Annotated in this window: 25 protein-coding genes; 10 read left to right on the top strand and 15 right to left on the bottom strand. The window is 58.2% G+C overall.

Annotation, left to right across the window (positions count from 1 at the left end; all coding sequences use genetic code 11):
* The 8 genes from rseP to rpsB all read right to left on the bottom strand — a co-directional run bounded on the left by rseP (nucleotide 1) and on the right by rpsB (nucleotide 7457).
* Nucleotides 1-1350: an RIP metalloprotease RseP gene (rseP, locus tag FPL19_RS00290; protein ID WP_150909505.1), complete on the bottom strand. Its 1350-nt coding sequence runs from the start codon at nucleotides 1348-1350 to the stop codon at nucleotides 1-3.
* 35 nt (nucleotides 1351-1385) lie between these two features.
* A complete protein-coding gene (gene ispC, locus FPL19_RS00295; RefSeq protein ID WP_150909507.1) occupies nucleotides 1386-2579 on the bottom strand; it encodes a 1-deoxy-D-xylulose-5-phosphate reductoisomerase in 1194 nt (397 codons plus the stop codon).
* Nucleotides 2580-2583: 4 nt separating this feature from the next.
* A complete protein-coding gene (locus tag FPL19_RS00300; RefSeq protein ID WP_150912334.1) occupies nucleotides 2584-3423 on the bottom strand; it encodes a phosphatidate cytidylyltransferase in 840 nt (279 codons plus the stop codon).
* Between the two features lie 22 nt (nucleotides 3424-3445).
* Complete coding sequence (gene uppS, locus FPL19_RS00305; protein WP_150909509.1) at nucleotides 3446-4216, bottom strand: polyprenyl diphosphate synthase; 771 nt, start codon at nucleotides 4214-4216, stop codon at nucleotides 3446-3448.
* Nucleotides 4217-4287: 71 nt separating this feature from the next.
* Nucleotides 4288-4845 carry a ribosome recycling factor gene (frr, locus tag FPL19_RS00310; RefSeq protein WP_150909511.1) on the bottom strand — a complete coding sequence of 186 codons (558 nt, stop codon included), beginning with the start codon at nucleotides 4843-4845 and terminating at the stop codon, nucleotides 4288-4290.
* Nucleotides 4846-4894: 49 nt separating this feature from the next.
* Nucleotides 4895-5623: a UMP kinase gene (gene pyrH / locus FPL19_RS00315; RefSeq protein ID WP_150909513.1), complete on the bottom strand. Its 729-nt coding sequence runs from the start codon at nucleotides 5621-5623 to the stop codon at nucleotides 4895-4897.
* A 175-nt stretch (nucleotides 5624-5798) separates the two neighbouring features.
* Nucleotides 5799-6668 carry a translation elongation factor Ts gene (tsf, locus tag FPL19_RS00320; RefSeq protein ID WP_150909515.1) on the bottom strand — a complete coding sequence of 290 codons (870 nt, stop codon included), beginning with the start codon at nucleotides 6666-6668 and terminating at the stop codon, nucleotides 5799-5801.
* 39 nt (nucleotides 6669-6707) lie between these two features.
* Nucleotides 6708-7457, bottom strand: coding sequence for a 30S ribosomal protein S2 (gene rpsB / locus FPL19_RS00325; protein ID WP_150909517.1), 750 nt, complete (start codon nucleotides 7455-7457; stop codon nucleotides 6708-6710).
* A gap of 271 nt (nucleotides 7458-7728) precedes the next feature.
* On the opposite strand from rpsB, the gene map reads away from it, so the two are divergent.
* The 6 genes from map to dapE are packed head-to-tail and all read left to right on the top strand — an operon-like array spanning nucleotide 7729 to nucleotide 14911.
* Entirely contained in the window at nucleotides 7729-8499 is a 771-nt protein-coding gene (gene map / locus FPL19_RS00330; protein WP_150909519.1) for a type I methionyl aminopeptidase, read from the top strand.
* Nucleotides 8500-11163 carry a [protein-PII] uridylyltransferase gene (locus FPL19_RS00335; RefSeq protein WP_150909521.1) on the top strand — a complete coding sequence of 888 codons (2664 nt, stop codon included), beginning with the start codon at nucleotides 8500-8502 and terminating at the stop codon, nucleotides 11161-11163. It abuts the gene before it with no gap.
* Nucleotides 11160-12362: a succinyldiaminopimelate transaminase gene (gene dapC / locus FPL19_RS00340; RefSeq protein WP_150909523.1), complete on the top strand. Its 1203-nt coding sequence runs from the start codon at nucleotides 11160-11162 to the stop codon at nucleotides 12360-12362. The genes FPL19_RS00335 and dapC overlap by 4 nt, the downstream gene beginning before the upstream one ends.
* A complete protein-coding gene (locus tag FPL19_RS00345; protein WP_150909525.1) occupies nucleotides 12359-12703 on the top strand; it encodes an ArsC family reductase in 345 nt (114 codons plus the stop codon). Before dapC ends, FPL19_RS00345 begins: the two co-directional genes overlap by 4 nt.
* A gap of 41 nt (nucleotides 12704-12744) precedes the next feature.
* Nucleotides 12745-13773 carry a 2,3,4,5-tetrahydropyridine-2,6-dicarboxylate N-succinyltransferase gene (dapD, locus tag FPL19_RS00350; protein ID WP_150909527.1) on the top strand — a complete coding sequence of 343 codons (1029 nt, stop codon included), beginning with the start codon at nucleotides 12745-12747 and terminating at the stop codon, nucleotides 13771-13773.
* On the top strand, nucleotides 13760-14911 hold the full coding sequence (gene dapE / locus FPL19_RS00355; RefSeq protein WP_150909529.1) for a succinyl-diaminopimelate desuccinylase: 1152 nt from the start codon (nucleotides 13760-13762) through the stop codon (nucleotides 14909-14911). Before dapD ends, dapE begins: the two co-directional genes overlap by 14 nt.
* A 15-nt stretch (nucleotides 14912-14926) precedes the next feature.
* Here the strand turns inward: dapE and FPL19_RS00360 are convergent, their stop codons facing one another.
* The gene (locus FPL19_RS00360) at nucleotides 14927-15178 is read right to left on the bottom strand and encodes a SlyX family protein (protein WP_150909531.1); all 252 of its coding nucleotides are present in this window, start codon (nucleotides 15176-15178) and stop codon (nucleotides 14927-14929) included.
* A 171-nt stretch (nucleotides 15179-15349) separates the two neighbouring features.
* Here FPL19_RS00360 and FPL19_RS17760 point away from each other — a divergent pair, with 171 nt between their 5' ends.
* The gene (locus FPL19_RS17760; RefSeq protein WP_150909533.1) at nucleotides 15350-15931 is read left to right on the top strand and encodes a cold-shock protein; all 582 of its coding nucleotides are present in this window, start codon (nucleotides 15350-15352) and stop codon (nucleotides 15929-15931) included.
* Nucleotides 15932-15989: 58 nt separating this feature from the next.
* Here the strand turns inward: FPL19_RS17760 and FPL19_RS00370 are convergent, their stop codons facing one another.
* Genes FPL19_RS00370 through FPL19_RS00380 form a run of 3 tightly spaced genes read right to left on the bottom strand, consistent with a single transcriptional unit; the run spans nucleotide 15990 to nucleotide 19195 of the window.
* On the bottom strand, nucleotides 15990-16367 hold the full coding sequence (locus FPL19_RS00370) for a hypothetical protein (RefSeq protein ID WP_150909535.1): 378 nt from the start codon (nucleotides 16365-16367) through the stop codon (nucleotides 15990-15992).
* Entirely contained in the window at nucleotides 16354-17751 is a 1398-nt protein-coding gene (locus tag FPL19_RS00375; RefSeq protein WP_150909537.1) for a hypothetical protein, read from the bottom strand. The genes FPL19_RS00370 and FPL19_RS00375 overlap by 14 nt, the downstream gene beginning before the upstream one ends.
* Before the next feature lie 37 nt (nucleotides 17752-17788).
* Nucleotides 17789-19195 carry a mannose-1-phosphate guanylyltransferase/mannose-6-phosphate isomerase gene (locus FPL19_RS00380; RefSeq protein WP_150909539.1) on the bottom strand — a complete coding sequence of 469 codons (1407 nt, stop codon included), beginning with the start codon at nucleotides 19193-19195 and terminating at the stop codon, nucleotides 17789-17791.
* A 102-nt stretch (nucleotides 19196-19297) separates the two neighbouring features.
* Between FPL19_RS00380 and FPL19_RS00385 the strand changes: the two genes are divergently transcribed.
* Entirely contained in the window at nucleotides 19298-20209 is a 912-nt protein-coding gene (locus FPL19_RS00385) for a DUF1853 family protein (protein WP_150909541.1), read from the top strand.
* A 7-nt stretch (nucleotides 20210-20216) separates the two neighbouring features.
* Here FPL19_RS00385 and FPL19_RS00390 read toward each other — a convergent pair whose 3' ends face one another.
* Entirely contained in the window at nucleotides 20217-21251 is a 1035-nt protein-coding gene (locus FPL19_RS00390) for a GGDEF domain-containing protein (protein ID WP_225314236.1), read from the bottom strand.
* Between the two features lie 167 nt (nucleotides 21252-21418).
* On the opposite strand from FPL19_RS00390, the gene FPL19_RS00395 reads away from it, so the two are divergent.
* Entirely contained in the window at nucleotides 21419-23296 is a 1878-nt protein-coding gene (locus FPL19_RS00395) for an MFS transporter (protein ID WP_150909545.1), read from the top strand.
* Nucleotides 23297-23386: 90 nt separating this feature from the next.
* Nucleotides 23387-24412, top strand: coding sequence for an NADP-dependent oxidoreductase (locus FPL19_RS00400; RefSeq protein WP_150909547.1), 1026 nt, complete (start codon nucleotides 23387-23389; stop codon nucleotides 24410-24412).
* Nucleotides 24413-24436: 24 nt separating this feature from the next.
* Here FPL19_RS00400 and FPL19_RS00405 read toward each other — a convergent pair whose 3' ends face one another.
* Together FPL19_RS00405 and FPL19_RS00410 are read right to left on the bottom strand one after the other, a co-directional pair.
* On the bottom strand, nucleotides 24437-25408 hold the full coding sequence (locus FPL19_RS00405; protein WP_150909549.1) for an NAD(P)H-quinone oxidoreductase: 972 nt from the start codon (nucleotides 25406-25408) through the stop codon (nucleotides 24437-24439).
* A gap of 27 nt (nucleotides 25409-25435) precedes the next feature.
* Entirely contained in the window at nucleotides 25436-26545 is a 1110-nt protein-coding gene (locus tag FPL19_RS00410; RefSeq protein WP_150909551.1) for a tRNA-queuosine alpha-mannosyltransferase domain-containing protein, read from the bottom strand.
* Nucleotides 26546-26555 lie beyond the last annotated feature (10 nt).

Here is a 26555-nt window from a genome sequence, read left to right on the forward strand (position 1 = left end):
TCACAACCGCATCAGGTCGTTGTAAAGTGCAAACACCATTAATGTGAGAATCATTGCCATGCCGATACGCAGACCCATCGCCTGCACCTCTTCTGACAACGGCTTCCTGCGGATAGCCTCGATGGTGTAATAGACAATGTGTCCGCCATCCAGTACCGGAACCGGCAGCAGGTTCAGTACACCCAGGCTGACACTGAGATAGGCCAGAAAACGGATAAAATCCTCGAATCCGGAACTGACGCTGGCTTCGGCAATCCGGGCGATGGTGATCGGGCCGCTCAGATTGGTGGGCGACAGCAGCCCTGTGACCATCTTCTTGATGGCTACAAGTGTCAGGCGGGTATCCGCCCAGGTTTCCGAGATCGCGCGGGGAACCGCCGCAAATGGCCCGTAGCGGGTTTCCCGCAGCAACTCGTCCGGCCAGGTTACCTCTTTCACACCCGCCCCGATAAATCCGGTCTTCTCACCGCTTTCGCTTTTTCGCAGTGCCGGGGTCACTTCAATCACCCTGGACTGACCGTCCCGAACAATACCGAGGCGGATGGTCTGCTCGGGCGCCTGCTGGATGGCCTTCACCAGGGCGAACCAGTTGTTGACCGGCTCACCGTTGACGGAATCCACCCGATCGCCCGCTTGCAGTCCCGCGGCCTCGGCCCGGCCGCCGTCGACGATCTCCCCCAGTACCGGTGGAACATCCGGCCGCCAGGGCGTAACCCCGAACTCGGCCAGCGGGTTCGGCGTATCCTCACTCAGGTTCCATCCCTCAAGCAGCCCCGCAATCTGGCCGGTCCCGCCATTACCGGAAACACCAAAGGTTATCTGCCCGTATTCGCCGGTACGTTCGAGCAGACGCATGTTCACATCCCGCCAGGAGGTCACACTGTGCCCGTCAACCGACCGGATTTCCATACCAGACTCAAGGCCGATACGCTGGGCTGTGCTGTCCTGGTCCACATCACCAATAACAGGCGCTACGGTGGTAAAACCGACAACACTCAGCAGCCAGTAGGCAAAAATCGCAAATAAAAAGTTGGCGATGGGCCCGGCAGAGGCAATGGCGATACGCTTCGAAGGCGGCTGGGCATTAAAGGACTGGCGTTTGAGCTCTTCCGGAACCGGCCCTTCACGCTCGTCCAGCATTTTGACATAGCCACCCAACGGAATGGCGGCCACGGCGAACTCGGTGCCGTGGCGATCATAACGGGAAAAAAGCGGCTTGCCGAACCCGACCGAAAATCTGAGTACCTTCACACCACAACGGCGGGCAACCCAGAAATGACCGTATTCGTGAAGTGTTACCAGTATGCCCAGCGTCAACAGCAGCGCCAGAACGGTTTCAACTATCTGCATATTGCTCTCGATATTGCCTTAGATAGTGCTCTCGATTATGAATGACCTTCAACACTGGCCTTGAACATCTGTTCCCGTGCCACCACACGAGCCTCGGCGTCTTTTTCAAAGATGGTCTCAAAACTGTCGGCAGCGACCGTTGCCACCCTCGCCAGGGTCTGCTCTATGATAACGGCGATATCCGCGAAGCACAGCTTACCATCCAGAAAGGCCGCGACGGCCTCTTCATTGGCTGCATTGAGCACCGCAGGCGCCGTCCCCCCGAGCCGGAAAGCCTCTGCCGCCAGGCGCAGGCAGGGAAACCGGTCAAGATCCGGCCGCTCAAAGTGAAACTTGCCGATCTGGAAAAGATCCAGCGGTGCCACACCCGCATCGATGCGTTCCGGCCACGCCAGCCCGTTGGCAATGGGGGTACGCATGTCCGGACTGCCCAGCTGTGCAAGCACAGACCCATCGGCATACTCCACCATTGAGTGGATGATGCTTTCAGGGTGAACGTGAACTTCCACCAGATCGGGCGTGGTATTGAACAGCCAGCAGGCCTCAATCAGTTCCAGCCCCTTATTCATCAGGGTCGCAGAATCTACGGAAATCTTCTGCCCCATGGACCAGTTTGGGTGTGAACAGGCCTCCGAAGGAAGGACACTTCGCAGTGATTCGGCGGAAAATGTGCGGAAGGGCCCACCGGAGGCCGTCAGCAATATCCGGGTAATACCGGCGCCGCGGGTGTCACGAATTCTGTCCGGCGGCATGCACTGGAAAATGGCATTGTGTTCGCTATCGATGGGCAACAGCTCCGCACCCGCCTCGACGACAGCGTCCATAAACAGCTTGCCGGACATTACCAGGGCTTCCTTGTTCGCCAGTAGCACCCGCTTGCCGGCGCGGACCGCCGAAAGGGTCGGCAACAGCCCCGCCGCACCCACAATGGCCGCCATCACGGTATCGCATTGCGGATCACCGGCAACCTGACACAGGCCTTCCTCACCAACCAGTACCCGCGTCCGGTCATTGCCGGCCAGCCTTTCGGAAAGCGATTGCGCACTGGGCTCGTCGGCCATCACCGCATATTGCGGCGCAAACTCAAGACACAGGTCCACCATGCAGTCGACACTGGTGCTGGCGGTCAGCGCGTAAACACCGAAACGATCCGGATGGCGGCGAATCACATCGAGGGTATTGAGGCCAATAGAGCCGGTGGCTCCGAGAATGGTGACGTTGCGCTTCATGAGTTTACCAGTGCCCGGCCGTCAGCCATCCGAGCTGAGTGATAATGAATGCGAAAACAGGAATCGCCGCGGTCAGGCTGTCTATACGGTCCATAATACCGCCGTGGCCGGGCAATAGCTGACTGCTGTCCTTGATGCCACGAAAGCGTTTGAGCATGCTTTCCATCAGGTCGCCAACCACCGAAATGGCACCGGTGATCAGGCTTGCAATAATCAGCATAGCAATGTCACCGGCTCCTGCATTTGCCAAAAGACCTATCAGCAACGCAAACGCCGCCACCGCCAATAACCCGCCCCAGACACCCGCCCAGGACTTGCCGGGGCTCACTCGTGGCGCCAGCTTGGCCTTGCCGAAGGCGCGACCGGCGAAATAGGCACCGATATCGGCAACCCAGACGATGCAGAACACATAAAGAATAAGAAGCAGGTTATTGGTGCTGTCCCCAAAGCCGAAGCCGCCGGTTCTCAGATGATTGAGACCCACCCAGGCAGGAACCAGTACCAGCAGGCCCATAACGGCACGCGCAGTGCAACTGCCCCAGTGTCCGGAACCTTCGGGATAATTGCGCACCAGAAGAAAACACACAATCCACCACACCAGCGCCACCCAGAGCACGGCACTCGCCGGCACTTCAAGCAAGCCGTAAAGAATGGCGGCTGTGGCTAGGGCAAAGCCAACCCGGCCCAGGGGCTGGGTGACTCCGGCCATGTTTGCCCATTCCCAGGCGCCGATACAGATAATGGCACCGGTGAACAACGCAAAACCCAGTGGCGGCAGGAAAAAAATACCGCCAATGGCGATCGGGGCAAGGATCAGCGCGGTGATAATTCGTGTTTTTAGCACAGTCTTGATCGCTATGTTGTCGTTATTGTTCGGAAGCCGCATTGGCGATCTGGTCATCGGTCTGACCAAATCGGCGCTTGCGTCCCGCATAAGCGTGCAATGCCTGCTCCATTTCCGCTTCCCGGAAATCAGGCCAATAGACCGTCGAGAAATACAGTTCCGTATAGGCAAGGTGCCACAGCATGAAATTACTGATGCGCTGCTCACCGGCGGTGCGGATCATCAGATCGGGCATGGGCAGGTCACCGATCGACAGATGCTGCTGAATAAGATCATCGGTGATGTCAGAGGGCGCCAGCTCGCCGGACTGGACCTTTCGTGCCACAGCCCGGCTGGCCTGGGTGATATCCCAGTGCCCGCCGTAATTAGCAGCAATCACCAGCGTCATCTGGGTGTTATCGCGGGTAAGCTCTTCGGCCCGGGCCATGTGGGACTGAAGCGACTCGCTGAACGCAGACCGGTCACCAATAATCATCAGCCGAATGTTGTTCCGGTGCAGTTTTTTGACTTCCCGTTCCAGGGCGAAAACAAACAGTCGCATCAGGGCTGAGACTTCGTCTTCCGGACGCCGCCAGTTCTCACTGGAGAAGGCGAACAGGGTCAACACCTCGACACCCTGGCGGGCGCAGGTTTCCACAACGGATCTGACTGCCTTTACGCCAGCCTTGTGGCCGGATACGCCCGCCAGTTTATGAGACTTCGCCCAACGGTTATTCCCGTCCATGATGATGGCAACATGTCTGGGCCTATTACCGGCTGATAACGGAATCTCTGCGGAAACGCTTGCGGTCATGCAATCCCCTGCTCTGCCAGTGCCTGCGGTTACGCCGCCAGCACTGGCTTATTGACTGTATCGAAGGCTGATCAGACAGCCATCAGGTCCTCTTCCTTGGCCTTCAGCTCTTTTTCCACTTCTGCAATGTAGCGGTCTGTCAGTTTCTGAATCTGTTCTTCCCCGTGCCGCTCTTCGTCTTCGTTGATCTCTTTTTCCTTCAGCAGCTCTTTGAGCATGCTGTTGGCATCACGACGGGCGTTGCGGATGGACACGCGGCCGTGCTCGGCATCGGCCTTGGCCTGCTTGACCATTTCACGACGGGTTTCCTCGGTCAGCATCGGCATGGGGATGCGGATAACGTCACCGTTGTTCGACGGGTTCAGACCGAGGTCCGACATCATGATGGCCTTCTCGACCTTCTGCATCATAGGCTTTTCCCAGGGGGAAACGGCCAGTGTGCGGTTATCCTCAACGTTAACGCTGGCCACCTGCTTCAGCGGAGTTTCCACGCCGTAGTAGTCCACCATCACGCTGTCGAGGATGGAGGGGTGAGCGCGGCCCGTGCGGATTTTGTTGAAAGCCGAGTGCAGGGACTCAAGGCTTTTCTTCATCTTCTTCTCGGCGTCAGCTTTAATGTCGTCAATCACTTCAGTTTCCTCGAATTCGTTGATCAGAAATTATTCAGTCTGTCCGGATTTATTCAATCAAAGTGCCTTCTGACTCGCCAGTGACAATGCGGGTCAGCGCGCCGGGCCGGTTCATATCGAAGACTCGCAACGGCATGCTGTGATCCCGTGCCAGACAGATGGCCGTCAGGTCCATCACGCCAAGCTTCTTGTCCAGCACCTCATCGTAGGTCAGGCGCTCATACTTCACCGCAGTCGGATCCTTGTAGGGATCTGCGGAATAGACACCGTCTACCTTGGTCGCCTTGAGAACGGCATCCGCTTCGATCTCGATTCCCCGCAGGCAGGCCGCCGAATCCGTCGTGAAAAACGGGTTGCCGGTGCCGGCACAGAAAATCACCACATCGCCGTCCTTAAGGTCACGGACTGCACGGCGTCGATCGTAATGCTCCACAATACCACTCATGGGAATCGCCGACATCACGCGGGTACGAATGTTGGAACGCTCCAGGGCGTCCCGCATCGCGAGGCCGTTCATGACCGTGGCCAGCATGCCCATATGGTCGCCGGTCACCCTATCCATGCCCGCTGCATTAAGCGCGGCGCCGCGGAACAGGTTGCCACCGCCAACCACCAGGCCAACCTGAACACCAATACCGATCAGTGAGCCAATATCCAGCGCCATGCGGTCCAGTACTTTCGGGTCGATACCGAAATCGTGCTCCCCCATCAATGCTTCGCCGCTGAGCTTGAGAAGCACTCGCTTGTATCTGGGCTGGGTATTGGACGACTTCGGCATGGTGATCCCCTCTTTCTAAGTCTGGCAGGACGGACGTTTCAGGCTTGTATCTGACATACTCCTCACAAAAAGGGGTATCTCAGATACAAGCCCGCCACGAAAGCCGGATTGCTCCAACTGACGTGGCAGACTTTTTCGGCGCCCCGGCCGCAGCCCGGGCACCTGCACAGAAGGATCAGGCCTTGCTGGTACCGGCTGCCGCGGCAACCTCTGCAGCAAAGTCCACTTCTTCCTTCTCGATACCTTCACCAACTTCCAGGCGAACAAAGCTTACAAGCTCAGCGCCGTGCTCTTTGATCAGCTGACCAACGGTCTGGTCAGGATTCTTGACGAACGGCTGCTCGACCAGGCTGTTTTCCGCCAGGAACTTCTTGATCCGTCCGCCCATCATCTTCTCGACGATTTCGGCAGGCTTGCCTTCCATGTCCGGCTGAGCCTTGATGACGGCTTTTTCTTTCTCGAGCTCTTCAGCCGGCATGTCTTCCGGCTTGCCAACCCGTGGGTTAACCGCGGCAACGTGCATGGCAACGTCGCGGGCCACTTCAGGGTCACCGGCGCTCAGCGCAACAACCGAGGCGATCTTGTTGTTGCTGTGGACGTAGCCACCCACAACAGGACCCTCTACACGGATAATGCGACGAACCGTGATGTTCTCACCGATCTTCTGAACCAGCGCTTCACGCTTGCCTTCCAGCTCACCGGCCATCAGGGATTCAACGTCAGTCACACTGTTGTTGAACGCAACGTCCAGCAGTTCGTTGGCAAAGTTCATGAAGTTGTCGTCACGGGCCACGAAGTCTGTTTCCGAGTTCACTTCCAGGATGTAAGCGACCGTGTTGTCGTCAGACACACGAATCAGGGAAACACCTTCAGCAGCAGTACGGCCAGCTTTTTTAGCGGCCTTCAGGCCGGACGACTTGCGCAGCTCTTCGATTGCCGCATCAACACTTCCGTCCGCCTCAACCAGTGCTTTTTTGCACTCCATCATGCCAAGGCCGGTACGCTCACGCAGTTCTTTGACCATTGCGGCAGTAATTGCAGCCATGTTCATTCCTCTTAACTGTTTCGATATCTGATTTGACGATTACTCGGCTGCTGGAGCAGCACCTTCCGCGTTTTCGCTGACTTCAACAAACTCGTCAGCACCGCCAGCTGTCTGGGAAGCTTCCAGGCAGGTATCGGCAATCGCCTGTACGTAAATCTGGATAGCGCGGATAGCGTCGTCGTTGCCCGGAATTACATAATCAACGCCGTCCGGGTCGCTGTTGGTATCAACCACACCAATAACCGGAATACCAAGCTTGTTGGCTTCCTTGATGGCAATCCGCTCGTGATCAACGTCGATAACAAACATCGCGTCCGGCAGGCCGCCCATGTCCTTGATACCACCGATGGAGCGCTCAAGGCGGTCCATTTCGCGGGTGCGGTCAAGGGCTTCTTTCTTGGTCAGCTTGTCAAAGGTGCCGTCCTGACTCTGGGCTTCCAGGTCACGGTAACGACGGATCGACTGACGGATGGTCTTGTAGTTGGTCAGCATGCCGCCGAGCCAGCGATGGTTCACATAAGGCTGGTTCGAACGCAGTGCTTCTTCCTTGATGATCTTGGCGGCGGCGCGCTTGGTGCCGACGAACAGGATCTTGTTCTTGTTGCTGGCGAGGTTATGCACGAAGTTCAGTGCATCGTTCATCGCAGGAACAGTCTGTTCAAGGTTGATGATGTGAATCTTGTTACGGGCGCCGAAGATGAACTTCGACATTTTCGGGTTCCAGTAGCGAGTCTGGTGACCGAAGTGAGCGCCTGCCTTCAGCAGGTCACGCATATTTACCTGAGCCATGATAGTTACCTTTTTAGCTTCGGGTTAGTCCTCCACACGTCCGATTGACCCAACCAGGCTTCTTAAAACAGAAGCAGGCACCCTGGGACAACGTGCTGACGCGTGTGCGAATTTGCCGGAATCGTTTCCAGCGGGCGCGTTTATACCATAAACCGGCCACAGGATTCCATTAATTTATCGGGGCGGGGCGCCTGTTTACAGGGCCGTTTCCTTGTACCCCGCCCCACTCCCCCTTAAAATGGCTGCTTGTCTTAAATCAACGGGAAACCCAATGACGGTAACGATCAAGACTCCGGACGAAATCGAAAAGATGCGCGTAGCCGGCAAGCTGGCCGCCGATGTGCTGGAAATGATTGGCGAGCATGTCCAGCCCGGCGTCAGCACCGAGAAACTGGACGCCATCTGCCATGACTACATCGTGAACGAGCAGAAGTGCATACCGGCCCCGCTTAACTACAAGGGGTTCCCGAAATCTGTCTGCACCTCGGTAAATCATGTGGTATGCCACGGGATCCCTTCGGACAAAAAGATCCTGAAAGACGGCGACATCCTGAACATCGACGTTACGGTGATTAAGAACGGGTACCACGGCGATACCAGCAAGATGTTCATTGTTGGCAAGCCCAAACCCGGCACCGAACGCCTGATCCAGATCACCCAGGAATGCCTATATAAGGGTATCGAGCTGGTCAAACCCGGCACCCGGCTGGGAGACATCGGCCACGTGATACAGCAACACGCCGAAAAGCATCGTTATTCTGTCGTCCGCGACTATTGCGGGCATGGTATCGGCAAGGTTTTCCACGAAGACCCACAGGTTATGCATTACGGCAAGCCGGGCACCGGCATGGAACTGGAAGAAGGCATGACATTCACCATCGAACCGATGATTAATCAGGGCAAACTCCACACCAAACTTTTGCCGGATGGCTGGACCGTCGTCACCAAGGACCACAAGCTGTCTGCCCAATGGGAACACACCATTCTGGTGACTGCCGACGGCCATGAGGTTCTTACACGTCGCCCTGATGAGTCGCTCTAGGTGGATGTGAGCTCGCTTGAAACCAGAATCAGCCAGGACACCTCGCCGGTTCCCGCCGCGCGGGAGCTGTTAAAGGAGCGATACCGCGCCGACGCCGAGGCCTTCCAGCAGGGAACCGACAAGGGCGCGATTGTGGACGTGCGGGCGCTGGTACGATCCCGGTCCCACACGGTTGACCGTGTGCTATCCCTGATCTGGAACCGCTACGCCTTTGCCCGATCCCCGGACATCTCGCTGGTTGCCGTGGGCGGTTATGGCCGCGGCGAGCTGCATCCCCATTCCGACATCGACCTGCTGATTCTGACCCGTAGCGGCATCGAGGAATCCTGGCAGGAAGACCTGGGCGCTTTTGTCACCCTGCTCTGGGATCTGAAGCTGGACATCGGCCACAGCGTTCGCAGCATTGAAGAGAGCATGGCCTCGGCCCGGGAAGACGTCACCATCCTGACCAACCTGCTGGAAACCCGCACCATTTCCGGCCCTGACGACCTTCGAGCAGAGCTCAGCAAAAAAGTCTATTCCGACGAAGTCAGCAGTGACATCGACTACTTTGTCGCCAAGCGGGAAGAACAGAAGGGACGCCACAAGAAGTATGGCGACACGGAATATAACCTGGAGCCCAACATCAAAGGCTCCCCCGGCGGGTTGCGGGACATCCAGACCATCGGCTGGATTACCAAGCGGCACTTCGGCCTGCAGAATACCGCCGACCTGACCCGCTTCAGCATCCTGACCGAAGAGGAACACCAGATACTGCTACAGGGCGAAACCTTCCTCTGGCAGCTGCGGTACGGGCTGCAACTGATTGCCGACCGCAATGAGAACCGGTTGCTGTTTGATCATCAACGGGCTTTAGCGCAAATGTTGGGCTATCGGGACCAGGGCAAACGACTGGGCGTCGAACTGATGATGCAGTCCTACTACCGCACGGTGCTGGCCCTGGCAGAGCTCACGGACGTGATTCTCCAGTACTATGACGAGGCGATCATTGGCGGCGGCGATGAAGATGACGTTCTACCGCTGAACAAGCGCTTCCAGATTCGCAACTACTATATAGAAGCGGTCAACAACCAGGTCTTTGCCTACTCGCCCTACGCGATTATGGAAATCTTTGTGCTGATGGCCCAGCACCCGGAGATCAAAGGCATCCGTGCCACCACCATCCGCTCCCTGCGGGCGCACCGGCACCTGATTGACGATGCGTTCCGCTCAGACCTGGCCGTCACGTCACTGTTTATGGAACTGCTGCGCACGCCTCACGAGCTGGACCAGACTCTATCGGCGATGAAAAAGTACAATGTGTTGGGGCGTTATCTTCCCGAATTCGGCCAGATCATTGGCCAGATGCAGCATGACCTGTTCCATATTTACACCGTGGACGCCCACACCATGCGGGTGATCCGCAACATGGTACAACTGGACAGCGTAGAGCTACGCAATGATTACCCCCTGGCATCGCGGCTGATTCATCATCTGCCTAAGCTGGAAACCCTCTACATTGCCGGCCTTTATCACGACATTGCCAAGGGCCGGGGCGGCGACCACTCTGAACTGGGTGCCATCGACGTCGAAGCCTTCTGCCAGCGCCATCACCTGAGTGAGCGCGATACGCAGCTCGCGTCCTGGCTGGTGGAGAACCACCTGCTGATGTCCATGACGGCCCAGCGCAAGGACATCTCTGACCCGGACATCATCTTCGCATTTGCCCAGGCGGTCCCCAGCCAGGTGCATCTGGATTATCTCTACGTGCTGACGGTTTGTGACATCAGCGCCACCAATCCAAAACTCTGGAATACCTGGCGGGCGTCGCTTTTGCGCCAGCTGTATATCGAGGCAAAACGGGCGCTACGGCGCGATTCCCAGACCCCGGTCGACCGCCAGGAATGGGTGCGGGCCACCCAGGCGGAGGCCCGGGAGATCCTCCACGCCCAGCATATGACGGACGAGCAGATCGACCGCATCTGGGAGACCATGGACGAGGATTACTTCCTGCAGGACTCAACCGTGGATATCGCCTGGCAGACCGCCGCGATTATCCGCCACGGTGACGACCCGGACCCGCTGGTGATGATCCGCGACACTCGCGGTGGCCCTACCGACGGCTATTCCCAGATCATCATCTACATGAACGACCGCATGGACCTGTTTGCCGCCACCACGGCCGTGCTGGAACAGCTTAACCTGAACATCGTGGATGCCCGTATCAGCTCGAGCAACGGGCCCTACTCGGTCAGTTCCTACATTGTTCTGGATGAAAAACATAAGCCCCTGGGCATCGACCCAGCGCGGAAAGACCGGGTTCGCGAACGGCTGGTGGAAGAACTGGATGACCCCGAGGATTACCCCGACATCATCCACCGCCGCACACCGCGCCAGCTCAAACACTTTGCCTTCCCGACGGAGGTGACCTTCTACAACGATACCGTCAACCAGCGCACGGTTATGGAGGTAATCACCCCGGACCGCCCTGGCCTGCTGGCCCGGGTCGGCCAGGTACTGCTGGAGCATCGCGTCCGCTTGACCAATGCGAAGATCGCCACCCTTGGCGAGCGGGTGGAAGACGTATTCTTTGTCACCGACGAGCATGGCGAGCCCATTCATGACCCCGAAGCCTGCCGCTCACTGCAGCAGGACCTCTGCAAAATGCTGGATGATATTTCATGAATCCTGATCTCGACCGGTTGCACCCCTACCCGTTTGAAAAGCTGGCAAAACTGAAGGCGGGTATTCAGGTACCTGCCGATCTTGCCCCAATCTCCCTGGGCATTGGCGAACCCAAACACCCCTCACCGGACTTCGTGAAACAGGTCATCGCCGACAACCTCGACAAGCTGGCGAACTACCCCAGCACCAGAGGCACCGATGAACTTCGCCAGGCCATCGCCACCTGGGCCACAGCCCGCTTCCAGCTGGAACCTGGCACGCTGACACCAGAACATCACATTGTTCCTGTTAACGGTACCCGCGAGGGCATTTTCTCACTCGTCCAGTCGGTGATCGACCGTTCGAAGCCCGCGACGGTGGTCAGCCCCAATCCCTTTTACCAGGTGTACGAGGGCGCGGCGTTTCTGGCAGGGGCAACGCCACACTATCTGGCCTGCGATGCTGCCAACCGCTTCATTCCCGACTTTGACAAGGTACCGGCTTCGGTCTGGGAGGATTGCCAGGTGCTGTTCCTCTGTTCCCCCGGCAATCCCAGCGGCTCGGTCATGTCCCGTGAAACCCTGGCCCGGGTCATCGAACTGGCGGATCAGTACGATTTCATCGTGGCCTCGGACGAGTGCTACTCCGAGCTCTACCCGAACGAAAACAACCCGCCGGAGGGCCTCTTGCAAACCTGCGCGGCCATCGGCAGGCACGATTTCGCCCGCTGCATTGTTTTCCACAGCCTGTCGAAACGCAGCAACCTGCCCGGCCTGCGATCCGGTTTTGTCGCTGGTGATGCCAACATTCTGTCCGGCTTCCTGAAATACCGCACCTACCACGGCTGCGCCATGCCCATCCATAACCAGCTGGCCAGCATTGCCGCCTGGGAAGACGAGGCCCACGTGCGGGACAACCGCGCTGCCTACCGCGCCAAGTTCGAGGCCGTGGTGCCTATTCTTCGTGAGGTAATGGACGTGGACTTTCCCGATGCCGGATTCTATTTATGGCCGGAAACGCCCTTCGACGATGAAACCTTTGCCCGGGAACTGTCCGCCCGGCAGAGCGTTCATGTGTTACCCGGCCGCTACCTGTCCCGCACGGTGGACGGCCACAACCCCGGGGAAAACCGGGTGCGCATGGCGCTGGTGGCGCCGGTCGAGGAATGCGTTGAAGCCGCAAAACGTATTGTGACCTTCGTGAGGAACTACCAGGCGTGAAAATCTATGGCATCCGCAACTGCGACACCGTCAAAAAAGCCCGCAAGTGGCTGGACGATGCCGGCATTGACTATCAGTTTCATGATTTCAAGAAAGACGGACTGAGTGCCGACACCCTGGTCCAGTGGGAGCAGGCCCTCGGCTGGGAGGCACTAGTCAACCGGCGCGGAACCACCTGGCGCAAACTGCCGGAGCCGGTTCGTGATAATATTGACGCCCAATCGGCCCATCAACTGATGATAGATAACCCTTCGCTTATCAAACGACCGGTGGTCGAGAGCGATCAGGGCGTCAACGTTGGATTCAGCGCGGATCAATGGGCCGAGCAGTTCAACCGGTAAGTATCAACTTTTTCAGACAACGACTATCCAGGAGCACATCAATGAGTTTTGCATTCGGCATCGGGATCGGCACCCAGAACAACCAGGGCGAGTGGCTCGAAGTATTCTATCAGCAGCCCCTGATCACTCCCGACAATGACCTCATTGAAGTCGCGCGGAATGTTCTGAATTACCAGGGCGGCAACCAGGCGATTTCAGCCACACCAGAGCAGCTCAAATCCCTTTCCGATGGCCTGCGTCAGACCGGCCAGATGGAACAGTCGGTGCTTGCCGGCAAGGCTGCGGAGAGCAAGCGCCCGGTGGTGGTAACCCTGCTTGAGACCGATGACACCGCCTCCAGCACACCAGAGGTCTACCTGAAGCTGCACCTGATTTCCAGCCGCCAGGCCCGTCCCCACGAACTGAAGCTGGACGGCATTTTCGGCCTGCTACCTAACCTGGCCTGGACCAGTGAAGGCGCTATCGACCTTAACGAACTGCCTGCTCGCCAGCTCAAGGCACGCATCGAAGGCCACACTCTTGAAGTGAAGTCTGTGGACAAGTTCCCTCAGATGACCGATTACGTGGTGCCCAAAGGCGTCCGCATTGCCGATACCGCTCGGGTTCGCCTGGGCGCCTATGTTGGTGAAGGCACCACGGTCATGCACGAGGGCTTTATCAACTTCAACGCCGGCACCGAGGGCAAGAGCATGATCGAGGGCCGCATTTCCGCGGGCGTGATGATCGGCGAAGGCTCGGATCTGGGCGGCGGCTGCTCCACCATGGGAACCCTATCCGGTGGCGGCAACATCATCATTTCCGTTGGCGAGAACTGCCTGATCGGCGCCAACGCCGGTATCGGCATTCCCCTGGGAGACCGCTGCAAGGTCGAGGCTGGCCTCTATATCACAGCGGGCACCAAGGTGGCACTGCTGGACGACAACAATGAGCTGGTGGAAGTGGTCAAGGCCCGGGAACTGGCCAGCAAAACGGATTTGCTGTTCCGCCGCAATAGCCAGACTGGCGCCGTAGAGTGCAAGAGCCACAAAACCGCCATTGAGCTGAATGAAGAACTCCATGCCAACAACTGATTCATCCAGCTTGTCGCCAACACTGGAACTGGCCATAAACCTGATTCAGCGGCCGTCCGTGACACCGGACGATGCCGGCTGCCAGCCCCTGATGTTCGAACGTCTTGAAGCTCTTGGATTCCAGGGCGAATCCATGCGTTTCGAGGATACCGACAACCTCTGGGCCCGCAAGGGCTCGGACGGCCCTTTGCTGGCATTCGCCGGGCACACCGACGTGGTGCCCACGGGCCCGGAAAAGAATTGGGCGCATCCTCCCTTCTCCGGGCAGATTGATCAGGACGGCTACCTTCATGGTCGCGGCGCAGCGGACATGAAAGGCAGCCTCGCTTCGTTTGTAACAGCCTGCGAACGCTTCGTGAAGAAGCATCCCGGCCACCGCGGCTCCATTGCCCTGCTGATCACCAGTGACGAGGAAGGTCCGGCCAGAAACGGCACGGTAAAAGTGGTTGAAACCCTGGAAGCCAGAAACGAAAAAATCGACTGGTGCCTGATCGGCGAACCTTCCAGCACCAATCGTGTAGGCGACGTCATCAAGAACGGCCGGCGGGGATCCTTGCATGGCTACCTGACGGTAAAAGGCATCCAGGGCCATGTAGCCTACCCGCACCTGGCGGAAAACCCCGTGCACATGGTTGCCCCGGCATTGGATCAGTTGGCCAACGAGATGTGGGATCGGGGCAACGACTTCTTCCCGCCCACCACCTTCCAGATTACGAAAATCGAGGCAGGCACAGGCAGCAACGTGATTCCCGGGGAATGCCTGGTGCATTTCAACTTCCGCTATTGCACTGAAAACACAGCGGAAAGCCTGGAGGAACGCGTGGTGGCCATCCTCGATCGCCACAAGCTCACCTACGACCTGGACTGGCACCTGAGCGGCCGGCCATTTCTGACCGACAGCGGCGCCCTTGTGTCTGCTGCCCAGAATGCCATTCGCACCGTCACCGGGGACGAAACGGAGCTGTCTACCTCCGGCGGAACGTCAGACGGGCGGTTTATTGCGCCCACGGGCGCCCAGGTGCTGGAGCTTGGCCCACGCAACGCCACCATCCACAAGGTCAACGAATGCGTGAAAGCCGCTGACCTGGATACTCTGTCGGAAATCTACGAGCAGATACTGGTGGAGCTGCTGGCCTGACGGCCGGCCCTGGGCTTAATAATGGGGAGGAGGTGTTTCCTCCTCTTCCTTCCGGATATTGGATGAAGACACTTCTTTAAGCTGGGTATTGAGCTGCTTCTTCGCTTCCCAGAGTTCACGAATATCCAGTTCCTGGCGAGTCACCTGATCGCTCAGGGTATTGATCAGGTCGTCCTGGAATGCAATCCGGGTTTCCAGTTCATCCAGCCGCGCCGCCAGATCCTGTTCTGTGTTTTCGCTCTTGCCTGCCGTACTTGTGCGCACCATGCTTGGTCAGCGCCTCCCCTTATCTGGTATGATTCCGCTTTTATTTGCCGGGGACACTTCTGTTAAACAGATCGAGGCCGCCCCAGGGCAAATTTCACCACCGGATTACCGAGTTTACCCGAGATCCGGTTCTTTATCGTCAGTGTTTCAAGAATGGAGAAACCGTAGTCCATGCAAAATCCAGCAAAAGCGATCGTCCTCGCCCTTTTGGTCGCTATTCCGTCACCCTTTATCCTTGGTTTTCTGTTGGTGACTTTCACCCCGGAACTTTTCCAGATCCTTTCTAAAGCCGGAACCAGCGAACTTGCCACCGACACCACCTTTGTTCTTGGCAGTGCGCAGGGTATCGCCGCCTATGTGATATCCGTGATCCTGTTCGGTATGGCCGGCTTCTGCACCGTTTTCCTGGCAGCCAAGCCACCGGCCAAAATCAAACAGTCATCAGCCAGAGCACCGGCCCGGTCAGCGGCCAAGGCACCCGCGCGCCACCAGAGCCAGGATTCTGACGACGATGAACCCGACTATGACGACACCAGCCCCGAGGGCAACGAAGAGGGTACCGTCAAATGGTTCAACGTCAAGAAAGGCTTCGGATTCATCGTCCGCGATAGCGGCGACGAGGTGTTCGTGCACTTCCGCGCGATCCGTGGCCGCGGCCGCAGAGTTCTTCGCCAGGGTCAGCTTGTGCGCTTCAATGTGGTCGAGGCCGATAAAGGCCTGCAGGCAGACAATGTGTCCATTCTGGACGACTGACAGCCTGTGGCGTTAGCTCAACAGCAGTAACTAAAAAGGCAGCCCCCGGGCTGCCTTTTTAGTTCCACACCGCCAGTTGTTCACCGCGCTGGTCAATCCGCCACCATTTTTCGTCCTGCACCGGTTCGCCTTCCTTCCAGTCCGCCGCGCTGCAGCGGATTTCCGTATCCATCGCACGCCAGGCGTTGCGAGCGCAGTCCAGGTCCGAAAGCCAGGGCAGCTCGTCCCCTTCAATAATCACTGACGCGTAACGCTTGCCACCGGCCCCGGGGTAGACGCTGACCCGGATATCGCAGCCGCGATAACTGGCCCGCCCCTTCGCGGGCCTGTCGCACGGAACATCGACCGGCAACTCCAGATGGTCAAGATGGCAGGCAAGCCAGTCCCTGACCGAAGAAAGGTCGATGTCGCGGATGTAGATTTCAAGATCTCGCAATGTCCAGCTCCCGGATTTGATTCTGCTCGGCGATATAGTGGCCCGAGCCGGCATCGCCTGCAACCCGCCGCTCCAGCTCTGACTTCAGATCATCGACTCTCAGAAGCCGCAGGGTGCCCTCCTGTTTGCGTTCGTGCCAGGTTACCTCGGTGGCGGCCCTCTCAATAGCCAGCACCTCCAGGGATTCCTCAAGTCGCTGCACCGGCTGATGCCTGGCGAGCGCCAGCAGCGATTGGCGCCTGATGGTATCGGCCCTGCCCGCCAGCACCTGAGCACCCGTCGGACCCCGCTCTGCAAAGAGACTCAGTCGCGCGGCGGCCCGTTCAACCCATTGCAACATGGCGCCGGGGGAAGCCACCCATGCGTTCTGGCTGGCCGCGACATACTCGGCCACTCCCGGGGCCAGCTCGATCCGCCAACGCTTTTCAATCAAAGGCTGATGGGCAATCAGAATCCCAAGCCTTTGGCTAATGCACGTCGCCGGCATGGCAAAGCATTCCAGATCCCGCCCCAGAAGACTCTGCAGAGACTCGACGGCCGAGGATGCCGCCGGTGACTCCGGACTGAGCATCAGTACCGGCCCGGGAAAAGAAGTAACCAGCTCCCGGGCTACGCTGAACTCAGTGGCCATCATTGTCATCAGGTCGGCTGGTGAAACGTTGTCCAGCACCAGCGCGGGCGGAATTGAAGTCTCTTCCTCGCCTGCTGTTGTCGGCACAACAGGCCGGTCGCTTGCCAGAATATCCGCCTCTCTGCGGGTATCCACTTCCACCGCGCCGCCGGGCAAGTGTGCAATCAACAACTTTAACCAGCTGGATTTACCGCTACCACGATCGCCCCTGATCCACACCAGCCCGCGTCGGGCGGCCGCCAACGTGACGCTGACATCCTCGGCAAGCGCCGCCCAACTGTCATCGGCCATAACCAACGGTGAGGCTTCCAATACCTGGTCAAAGTCGGTTTCGGCATCCTCGGAATGAGTAAACGGCCAATGCGTCACCAGTTCCAGCACCGCAACATAGGCTTTTTCCTGCAATCGCTCTGAACTTTGCACCAACGTCTGAAGCAGAGTCGGCCACTCCAGCCAGACCGCACCGCTGATTTCCCGGGCACTGGAAAACCAGTACACCAGTTGCGAGGACAGCAGATTGTCGCTAGCCACGGCAGTCACGATCGGTTGTTCACACTGAATGGTGCGGGTCAGCTCGTCCAGATCGACACCCTGACGCTGAAGAAACCGGCACAGGTCCGGTATCTCATCGAGCATGGCGAGAAGAAAGTCTTCCAGTGTGACGGCGTAGCCGCCACGGCGGGTGACGCTGTCCAGGGCGCTTTGCAGCGCTTTCTGACAGGTGGGGTTCAGGCATCCTTGCCAGTCTTCCATTAGAACATCTCCCTGTTCCGTTAATTTTCCATTAGTTTCAGACGCGGTTGTAGGTGTCCTCGAAACGCACAATGTCGTCTTCGCCCAGATAACTGCCGGTCTGCACTTCAATCAGTTCCAACGGAATGACACCGGGGTTGGTCAGCCTGTGGGTCACACCCAGTGGAATGTAGGTGGACTGATCTTCGGTCAGCAACAGGACGTCGTCACCGCGGTTAACCGTGGCGGTGCCTTTGACCACCACCCAGTGCTCTGCCCGATGGTGATGCTTCTGCAGTGACAGGGAGGCACCGGGGTTCACCGTGATGCGCTTGACCTGGAAACGCCCGCCGGCGGCAATGCCTTCATAGGTGCCCCAGGGCCGGTGTACCTTCTTGTGAAAACGGTGCTCGGAACGGCCCTGCGCCTTGACCTGGGCCACCAGTTTTTTCACATCTTGAACCCGGGACCGGTCGGCAACCAGCACCACGTCGTCGGTTTCCACGATGACGTGATCAGACACACCCAGTGCCGCAATCAAACGGCCCTCGGAATGAATGTAGGAGCCGGATACGTCTTCGGTAATCACATCACCGCGGCAGACGTTGTTGTTCTCGTCGTGGGGCTGTATATCCCAGAGCGCGGACCAGGACCCCACATCGGACCAGCCGGCATCCAGGGGTACCACCACCGCATCACTGGTTTTCTCCATCACCGCATAGTCGATGGAATCATCCGGGCACTTGCGGAAAGCCTCGGCACCGACGCGGGTGAAATCCATATCCGCTTTGCGCTGGCTCCAGGCTTCCCGGCAGGCGGTCATCATGTCCGGCTGCTGGCGTTCCAGTTCCTCGATGTATCGATCTGCCCTGAACAGGAACATGCCGCTGTTCCAGAAATAGCCGCCCTCTCTGATATAGCCTTCGGCAGTGGCCTGATCGGGCTTTTCAACAAACGCCGCCACGTCCAGGTGCGCGCCGTGGGAATGGCCGCCCTTGATATAGCCGTAACCGGTATGTGGCGCATCGGGAACAATGCCGAAAGTGACCAACTTGCCGGCTTTCGCGGCTTTGGCGCCTTCAGCGGTGGCCTCGCGAAACGCCTCTGAGTTTTTCAGCACGTGGTCGGAGGGCATCACCAGCAGCAGTTCTTCCGGGTTTTCTTCCATAGCCGCCAGGGCCGCCAGGGCAATCGCCGGAGCGGTATTGCGGCCGACGGGCTCGAGAATAATGCCGGCGGTACGTTCGGCCGCCTGGGACTGAAGGTGGGCGGCCACTACAAAGCGATGTTCCTCGTTGGTGATGGCCAGGACACGCACCTGCTCATCCAGCTGAAGACCACGGTCAATGGTTTCTGCCAGCAGCGAATCGCCGGACACCACCGGCAGGAACTGTTTGGGGTAAGCTTCGCGGGAAAGCGGCCAGAGACGGGTGCCCGAGCCACCTGAGAGGATCACAGCCAGCATGAATCATCCTTGGTTTGAAATTTGGCTGATTTTACCCCAATGCCAGGCGGCCTGTCCCGTCTGCTGTCGCCCGTTTGCCAGTGTTTACGGTATCCTGCGAACATGAGCGAGCAATCCAGTGACCCATTTCATACTCAGTACCGCACCCCGGCCGTGCGCCACCTCGCCTGGATGAGCCAGGCACCTCAGCTGATCGACACGGCACACAGGTTCGAGCCGTCAAGCTATCTTCCCGATAACCTGCGCGAACGACTGCAAGGCTGGGACGAAGCCCCGGAGGCGGGACCAAAGGTACTTACGGAAGAGCCCCCGAGGCGACTGGGGCATTATTTTGAGCGTCTCTACGAATGCCTGCTTGAGGACCTGCTGGGTTGGGACGTGTTACTGAAAAACCAGCCCGTCAGACAAAATGGCATTACCCTGGGCGAGCTGGATTTTATCGTCCGAAATCCGGTGGATCACGCCGTCGAGCACCACGAAATCGCGGTGAAATTCTACCTCGGCTACCGCGGCGATCACCCCGCTACGCCCCTGTGGTACGGCCCCAATGCAAAGGACCGGCTGGATCTGAAATCACGGCGGCTGATCGATCACCAGAGCTGCCTGACGCACAAACCCGAGGCCCGGGCGCTGCTTGAATCCCTGGGGATTCCCCTACCAACACAGACGAGAATTTTCATGCCCGGCTATCTGTTCCATCCCGCCGGCGACCCGATACCACCGCCCGTCGACCATCTGCGCGGAGAATGGCTCTATATCAGCGAACTGGATGAATCAGACGAAAGCGGGAAACGCGTCACCCAGAACTGGGTCCCGCTGATAAAACCCCACTGGCTCGGCCCCTGGAGCCAGCAGCAGCGACCGGATAGCAAACAAACATCGGATGCCCTGGAGACGGTTCGCTCTGCGGGCATACCCCGGCTGTTCGCAGCGCTTCAGCAGTCCCCGGAGGACCGTCAGTGGCGGGAAACTTCGCGGGTATTTGTGGTTCCGGGAAACTGGCCGGGCGTCTGACATCCTGTCACACGGTTTCCACTTCAACCCGGTTCCGGCCGTTGTCCTTGCCCCGATAAAGAGCATGATCGGCCCGGTTAATTGCGGCGTTGAGATCGTCACCGGGGCGGAATTCACTGACACCGGCACTGATGGTGAGTTCAACGAGCTCGCCGCCCGGCGTCCGCCACTGGTGGGCCAGAAGGCCCGCTCGAATGCGTTCGGCGCCCGCCTCCGCACGGCCTATGGTGGTCTCCGGAAGAATCACCAGAAATTCCTCTCCACCCCAGCGGGCAATCAGGTCCTGGGTGCGCAGTTGCTCCTTGATAACCCGCGCAACCTCCTTCAGCACATAGTCCCCTGCCTCATGACCGTAACGGTCATTTATGACCTTGAAGTGGTCAATATCCAGCAGGATAAAGGACAGCGGATGGCCATTGCGTTCATAACGGGACAGCTCTTTTTTGGCCAGATGCGTCATATGACGGCGATTGAACAGCCGGGTCAGAGGATCAGTGGTAGCCAGCTTCCGGAGTTTGCGATTGGCGGAGGTCACCATGCTCAGATAGAAAAACGAAAGGTAGCTGAACATAGAGAACACAACGGTCAGGTTAAAAAGGTATACCGCCAGAAGCGCTTCCCGGCTGATGGGCTGCAGGGGTTCGATCAACCACATCACCAGATACAGGCCAATGTAATAAGACCAGAGTGCCACCAGTGCCAGAAGCGCAAGTTTCAGCCGGACACTGACGAACAACGCCGGGATAAACATCAGCAGATAGTAGTGAAAGCCGCTCTCCCACCCGATCATCAAAATGCCCAGGCCCGCATGAAGAATGACTTCCGCCCAGATCAGGCTGACGGCCAGCGCATTGCGGCGCTTGCCAAGGGCCCGATAGGCAATGGCATACATGGCCACGCTGGCGACGTTGATCCACGCCAGAACCGGCGACCCGAGGAAGTAAAAAATAAAGAAAAACGCAACGTCTACTGACGCGGCAATCTGGCAGCAGCGCTTGGCGACCTGCCAGAACTGTGGTCGACGTTCCCTGATCGGTTCCATGGCGGACTCACTTCCTGCCTGACTCATAAAAAACGACTCTTCTGTGACGACTGTCACAATTTACGTTTAAAATTTCGTTCGCGCCTGCCTGAAACGTAAAAGAGTGAAAATTCTTTCGGCTCAATGGCAAACTAACTCTTTTTCGCGGCTACCAACGGATTAAAACCATGGATGACCAGAGCCAGTTCCGGCTGCTTTCCCAGCGGCGCTTTCTTCCCTTTTTCCTGACCCAGTTTTCCGGCGCCTTCAACGATAATCTTTTCAAGAACATACTACTGCTTTTGATCACCTACACCGCCGGCGGGCTGGCAGGGCTCTCCATCGACACAGTGGTTAACCTCGCCGCACTCCTGTTTATCCTGCCCTTCTTCCTGTTCTCCGGCATTGCCGGGCAGATGGCGGACAAGTACGAAAAGTCCGGTTTTATACGCTGGGTAAAGCTGGCGGAGATCATCATTATGGCTACCGCGGCAGTTGGCCTTTGGTATCAGTGGTACGAACTGCTGCTTCTGCTGCTGTTTCTGATGGGCACCCAGTCCACCTTCTTTGGCCCGGTGAAATACGCGATTCTGCCCCAGGTACTTAAAAACGAGGAGTTGATCGGCGGTAACGCCCTGGTGGAAATGGGCACCTTTGTGGCCATTCTGGTGGGCACCATTGCGGCAGGCCTGCTGATGGGGTTTGATCAGCCACACCGGCTGGCGGCCGCCGGTGCGCTGGGTATCGCCATTCTGGGCTACCTGGCCGCGCGGAAGATTCCCAAAACCGGCGTTACCCGTGCAGAAATAGTGATCGGCCGTAACCCTTTCAAGGAAACCTGGCACCTGATGCGTCTGGCAACGGAAAATTATTCCGTACTGATGTGCATCATGGCTATTTCCTGGTTCTGGTTTCTGGGCGCTGCCTACCTGACCCAGTTTCCCAATTTCGCCCAATCAGATCTGAAGGGCGACGAGACCGTGGTCACCCTGCTGCTGGCCATTTTTACCATCGGTATTGCCCTTGGCTCTATGGCCTGCGAACGCCTATCCGGCCATAGGATCGAGATGGGTATCGTGCCCATCGGCTCGCTGGGCCTGAGCCTGTTCGGCCTGGACCTGTACCTCAGCATGCCAGCCGAACCCATGGCCACCACCTGGTGGACCCTGATCAGCGACAGTGGCTATCGCCGCATTGCCCTGGACCTGATGGCCATCGGCTTTTTTGGCGGGCTTTTTATTGTTCCGCTCTACGCGTTCGTACAGAAGGAAACCCCGGAGGATCACCGGGCACAGGTGATTGCTGCCCTGAACGTATTCAACGCCCTGTTCATGGTAGTCAGCGCCCTGATGGGCGTGGTGATGCTCGGTGTTATCGGCATCAGTATTCCGGAGTTCTTCCTGGTTCTGTCGATCATGAACCTGATCGTCGCCGGCTTTGTGTACCAGCAGTTGCCGGAATTCGTGTTGCGCTTCATCGTCTGGATTCTGTCCCACACCATCTACCGGGTTCGTCATCAGGGTCTGCGTAATATTCCGGACGAGGGGCCGGTTCTGCTGGTGTGCAACCATGTGACCTATATGGATGCACTGGTGATCGCCGGCGCGGTCAGGCGCCCGGTGCGCTTTGTGATGGACCACCACATCTTTCGCACGCCGGTTCTGGGCGGCATCTTCAGAATGGCCAAAGCCATTCCCATCGGATCGAAGAATACCGTCCCCGACATCTATAACGCCGCATTCGAGCGCATTGATGAAGAACTGGCTGCCGGGCATGTGGTGTGCATTTTTCCCGAGGGCCGCCTGACCACCGACGGAGAGATTTCGGCTTTCCGTAGCGGCGTGGATATCATCCTGCAGCGTCGCCCGGTACCGGTGGTGCCCATGGCGCTTCGTGGCCTGTGGGGCAGCTTCTTCAGTCATTGCGGCGGGCCCGCCATGAGACATTTCCCGACCCGATTCTGGTCCCGGATCGAGCTTCTGGCAGAGCCGCCCATTGCCCCGGAAAACGCAGGCGCAGAAATGCTGGAAGTGCGGGTAAAAGACCTGCGCGGTAACCACCAATAGGTGACCGGATATGACAAGCGGTTGACCCGGGAGCCAATCTCCTGCAACCTAATCTGGTTTCATTACGCAACCTGATAACGGAGATCATCTGTGAGCGATATAACCAATCGAGCGATTGTTCTGAAAAAACGCCCCCAGGGCGAGATTCAGGAAGGCGACCTGGTGATGGAAGAACGACCGGTCCGCGATCTGAAAGAGGGAGAGGTTCTGGCCAAAGTGCTCTGGCTCTCGCTGGACCCCTACATGCGCCCGCGGATGAACGATGCCAAGGGCTACATGGACCCGATTGGTATCGACGAGGTCATCGTGGGCGAATCCGTCGCACGGATCGTTGAGTCCCGTTCACCCGATCTGAAAGAAGGCGATCTGGTTACCTGTTATTCCGGCTGGCAGGAATACGTTGTATTCCCCGGCAACGCCGAGATGGTCTACAAGATTGACCAGAAACCTGGCGTACCGCTTCAGACCTACCTGGGTGTTGCCGGCATGCCCGGCCGCACGGGCTACTGTGGCCTGATGTATGTGGGCAAACCGAAAGCCGGCGAAACGGTTGTGGTATCAGCCGCGTCCGGCCCCGTGGGCACCGTGGTCGGCCAGACGGCGAAGAAGGAAGGCTGTCGCGCCGTGGGCGTTGCCGGTGGACCAGAGAAGTGCCGCTTCGTGGTGGAAGAGCTGGGCTTTGACGCCTGCGTGGACTACAAGGCGGGCAATCTGGAAGCGGACCTGAAAGCCGCCTGCCCCGACGGAATCGACATCTATTTCGAGAATGTTGGTGGTGCGGTAACTCGGGCTGTAGCGCCTCTGCTGAACCCGGGTGCACGGGTGCCGATCTGCGGTTTCGTCTCGGCCTACAATGCTGAGGACATGAGTTCCGTGGAAACCCCCTTCCACATTCTGAAGGCGCTTGACCCTGTGCCGGAACACCGGTTCTTCCTGGTGACCGAATGGCAGGACAAGCACCAGGAAATCACCTCGATCCTGGCAGACCGCATTGCCTCCGGTGAGTTGAAGTATCGCGAAACCGTCGCCGAAGGCCTGGAAAACGCGCCGGAAGCGTTCAAAGGCATGCTGAAAGGCAAGAACTTCGGCAAGCAGTTGGTCCACGTCGCAGACTGATTGACAACACAGATTGCCGGGCCATCAGCGCCCGGCAACTTCCAGTAACACCTTCCCGGTATTGCGGTCGTCCGCCACATAGGCCATGGCCGCCCCCGCTTCATCAATAGGCCATGAGCAGTCAATAACAGGCTCGATCTGGCGGGCACTGAGCAAGGGCCAGACGTTCTTGTAAAGGGCCGTCATCACCTGGCCTTTATCCACCACTGTTCGTGAACGCAGTGTTGAACCGATCAGCCGCTGGCGCTTGACCAGCATCAGCCCCAGGTCCACCTCTGCCATGCGACCACCCAGCAGACCGATCAGCACGATCCGGCCATCCACGTTCAGCACTTTCTGATCTTCAGCGATATAGCTGCCACCCACCGGGTCCAGCACCATATCGACGCCACCCCAGGCCTTCACGGCGTCCACAAAAGAACCCTTCTTCCGATTCCAGCAGCCGGACGCACCCAACCGCTTGCAGATTTCCAGCTTGTCGTCATTGCCGGCCGTGGCGAATACCGGGTTACCAAGCGCAGTGGCCAGCTGAATAACGGCGGTTCCCAGGCCACTGGCGGCGGCATGAACCAGCACTTTTTCGCCGGGTTTCAACATGGCTTCGTGATAGAGGTTAAGCCATGCGGTGGCAAATACCTCGGGAATGGCAGCTGCTTCCCGCAGGCCGTAACCTTTCGGAACCGGTAACACCTGAACCGCAGGCACCACCACCTGGGTGGCATAGCCGCCACCGGTCAGCAGGGCACATACCTCGTCGCCCGGTTTCAGCGTTGTGACACCCTCACCCACCCGGGCAACGGTGCCGCTGACTTCCAGGCCCAGAATCTCCGAGGCGCCCGGCGGTGGCGGATAAACGCCTGCCCTTTGCATCAGGTCAGCGCGATTCACCGCCGTCCAGGCAACATCAATCGCCACCTGGTTCTCCGGCACTTCCGAGACCGGTTCGCAGTCTTCCCAGATCAGCGATTCACCCTCGACCCTGATGGCTTTTGTCATCTGTTCCTACCCCCGACTTTTCATGTTTTAGTTCCCGTCGTGATTCAAGAGCGACCGAATCTCTTCCCGATACTGTTTTTTCAGTTCGCTCAGCCGCCAGAATTCCGGCGCCTCACTCTTTGGTGAAGTTGCCAGCATCCTTAGCAGCGTGTCTGCTGCGTCTTGTGCTTCCGCCTTTGGATCATTTTCATAACTGGCGTAGCGCTGGGCCCCGGGTACATATTCCGGGTATGCCAGACGGTCAGGCGCCAGGGCCACACACCCTGATGCCATGGCCTCAAGCACCGACAGGCCCTGGAAATCATGCAGCGCGGTGGACACCACCACATTCGCCTGCCCAAGCAGTTGATCATAGGCCGCCCGGTCTTGCAGATAGCCCCAATTCAGAATACGTGCGCCGTGCCGTGACTGTATCTGATCAAATGCCTCAGGTGACTTCCGGAACTGCTCACCCACCACACTCAGCCGGAAATCTTGCCCCATGCGTTCAAGGGCGTCCAGCAGCAGAAGCAGCCTGTCCGGTGCCTTATCGTATTCCCATCGATGGTTCCAGAGAAGATGCGGACAGGACGTGTTCAGTTGCCGTGCGGACGGTTCGAACAGTCGGTCTTCAATGGGCACCGGCAGAACGGCGGATTTGTGCTGCAGATCGGCGATCAGCCCGTCCGGACGGCCATCGGGCATCTTGTCGAGGAAATTCCGCGCCCCCGCCAGAAAGCTGCGGCGATTCCAGTCACTGTTAAACAGCACCCGGTCAGCGGCAATGGCGCTGTAGAGGTTGACAACCTGAGGCTCGACGCTGGCATGCTGCAGACCGGAATCCGGATAGGCAAACTGGTTTTCGTGCATATAAAGCAGGCAGGGGGTGCGGGCAAACCGCGGATGAAAGCCCCGAAAAGACGCCAGATCCACCATGGAGGTGGCGATGATCAGATCAGCGGGCGTCTGAAGCGCCGGTTCGTTCAGCCAGGTCAGTGCATTGCCGCGAATCCGCCAGCGAAAGAAACGGGGTGGCAGCGCCAGAACCTCCCAGTGGAAATCCGGCTGGCTGGCGACCAGCTGTTCCCGCCAGCGCTGGTGGCTGCCTGCGTCATAGGCGGATAACAACAGTAATCGAGGCTTCGGTGAAGACGGCATGGCCGCATTC

It is taken from the genome of Marinobacter halotolerans, assembly GCF_008795985.1.
Taxonomy (GTDB): Bacteria; Pseudomonadota; Gammaproteobacteria; order Pseudomonadales; family Oleiphilaceae; genus Marinobacter; species Marinobacter halotolerans.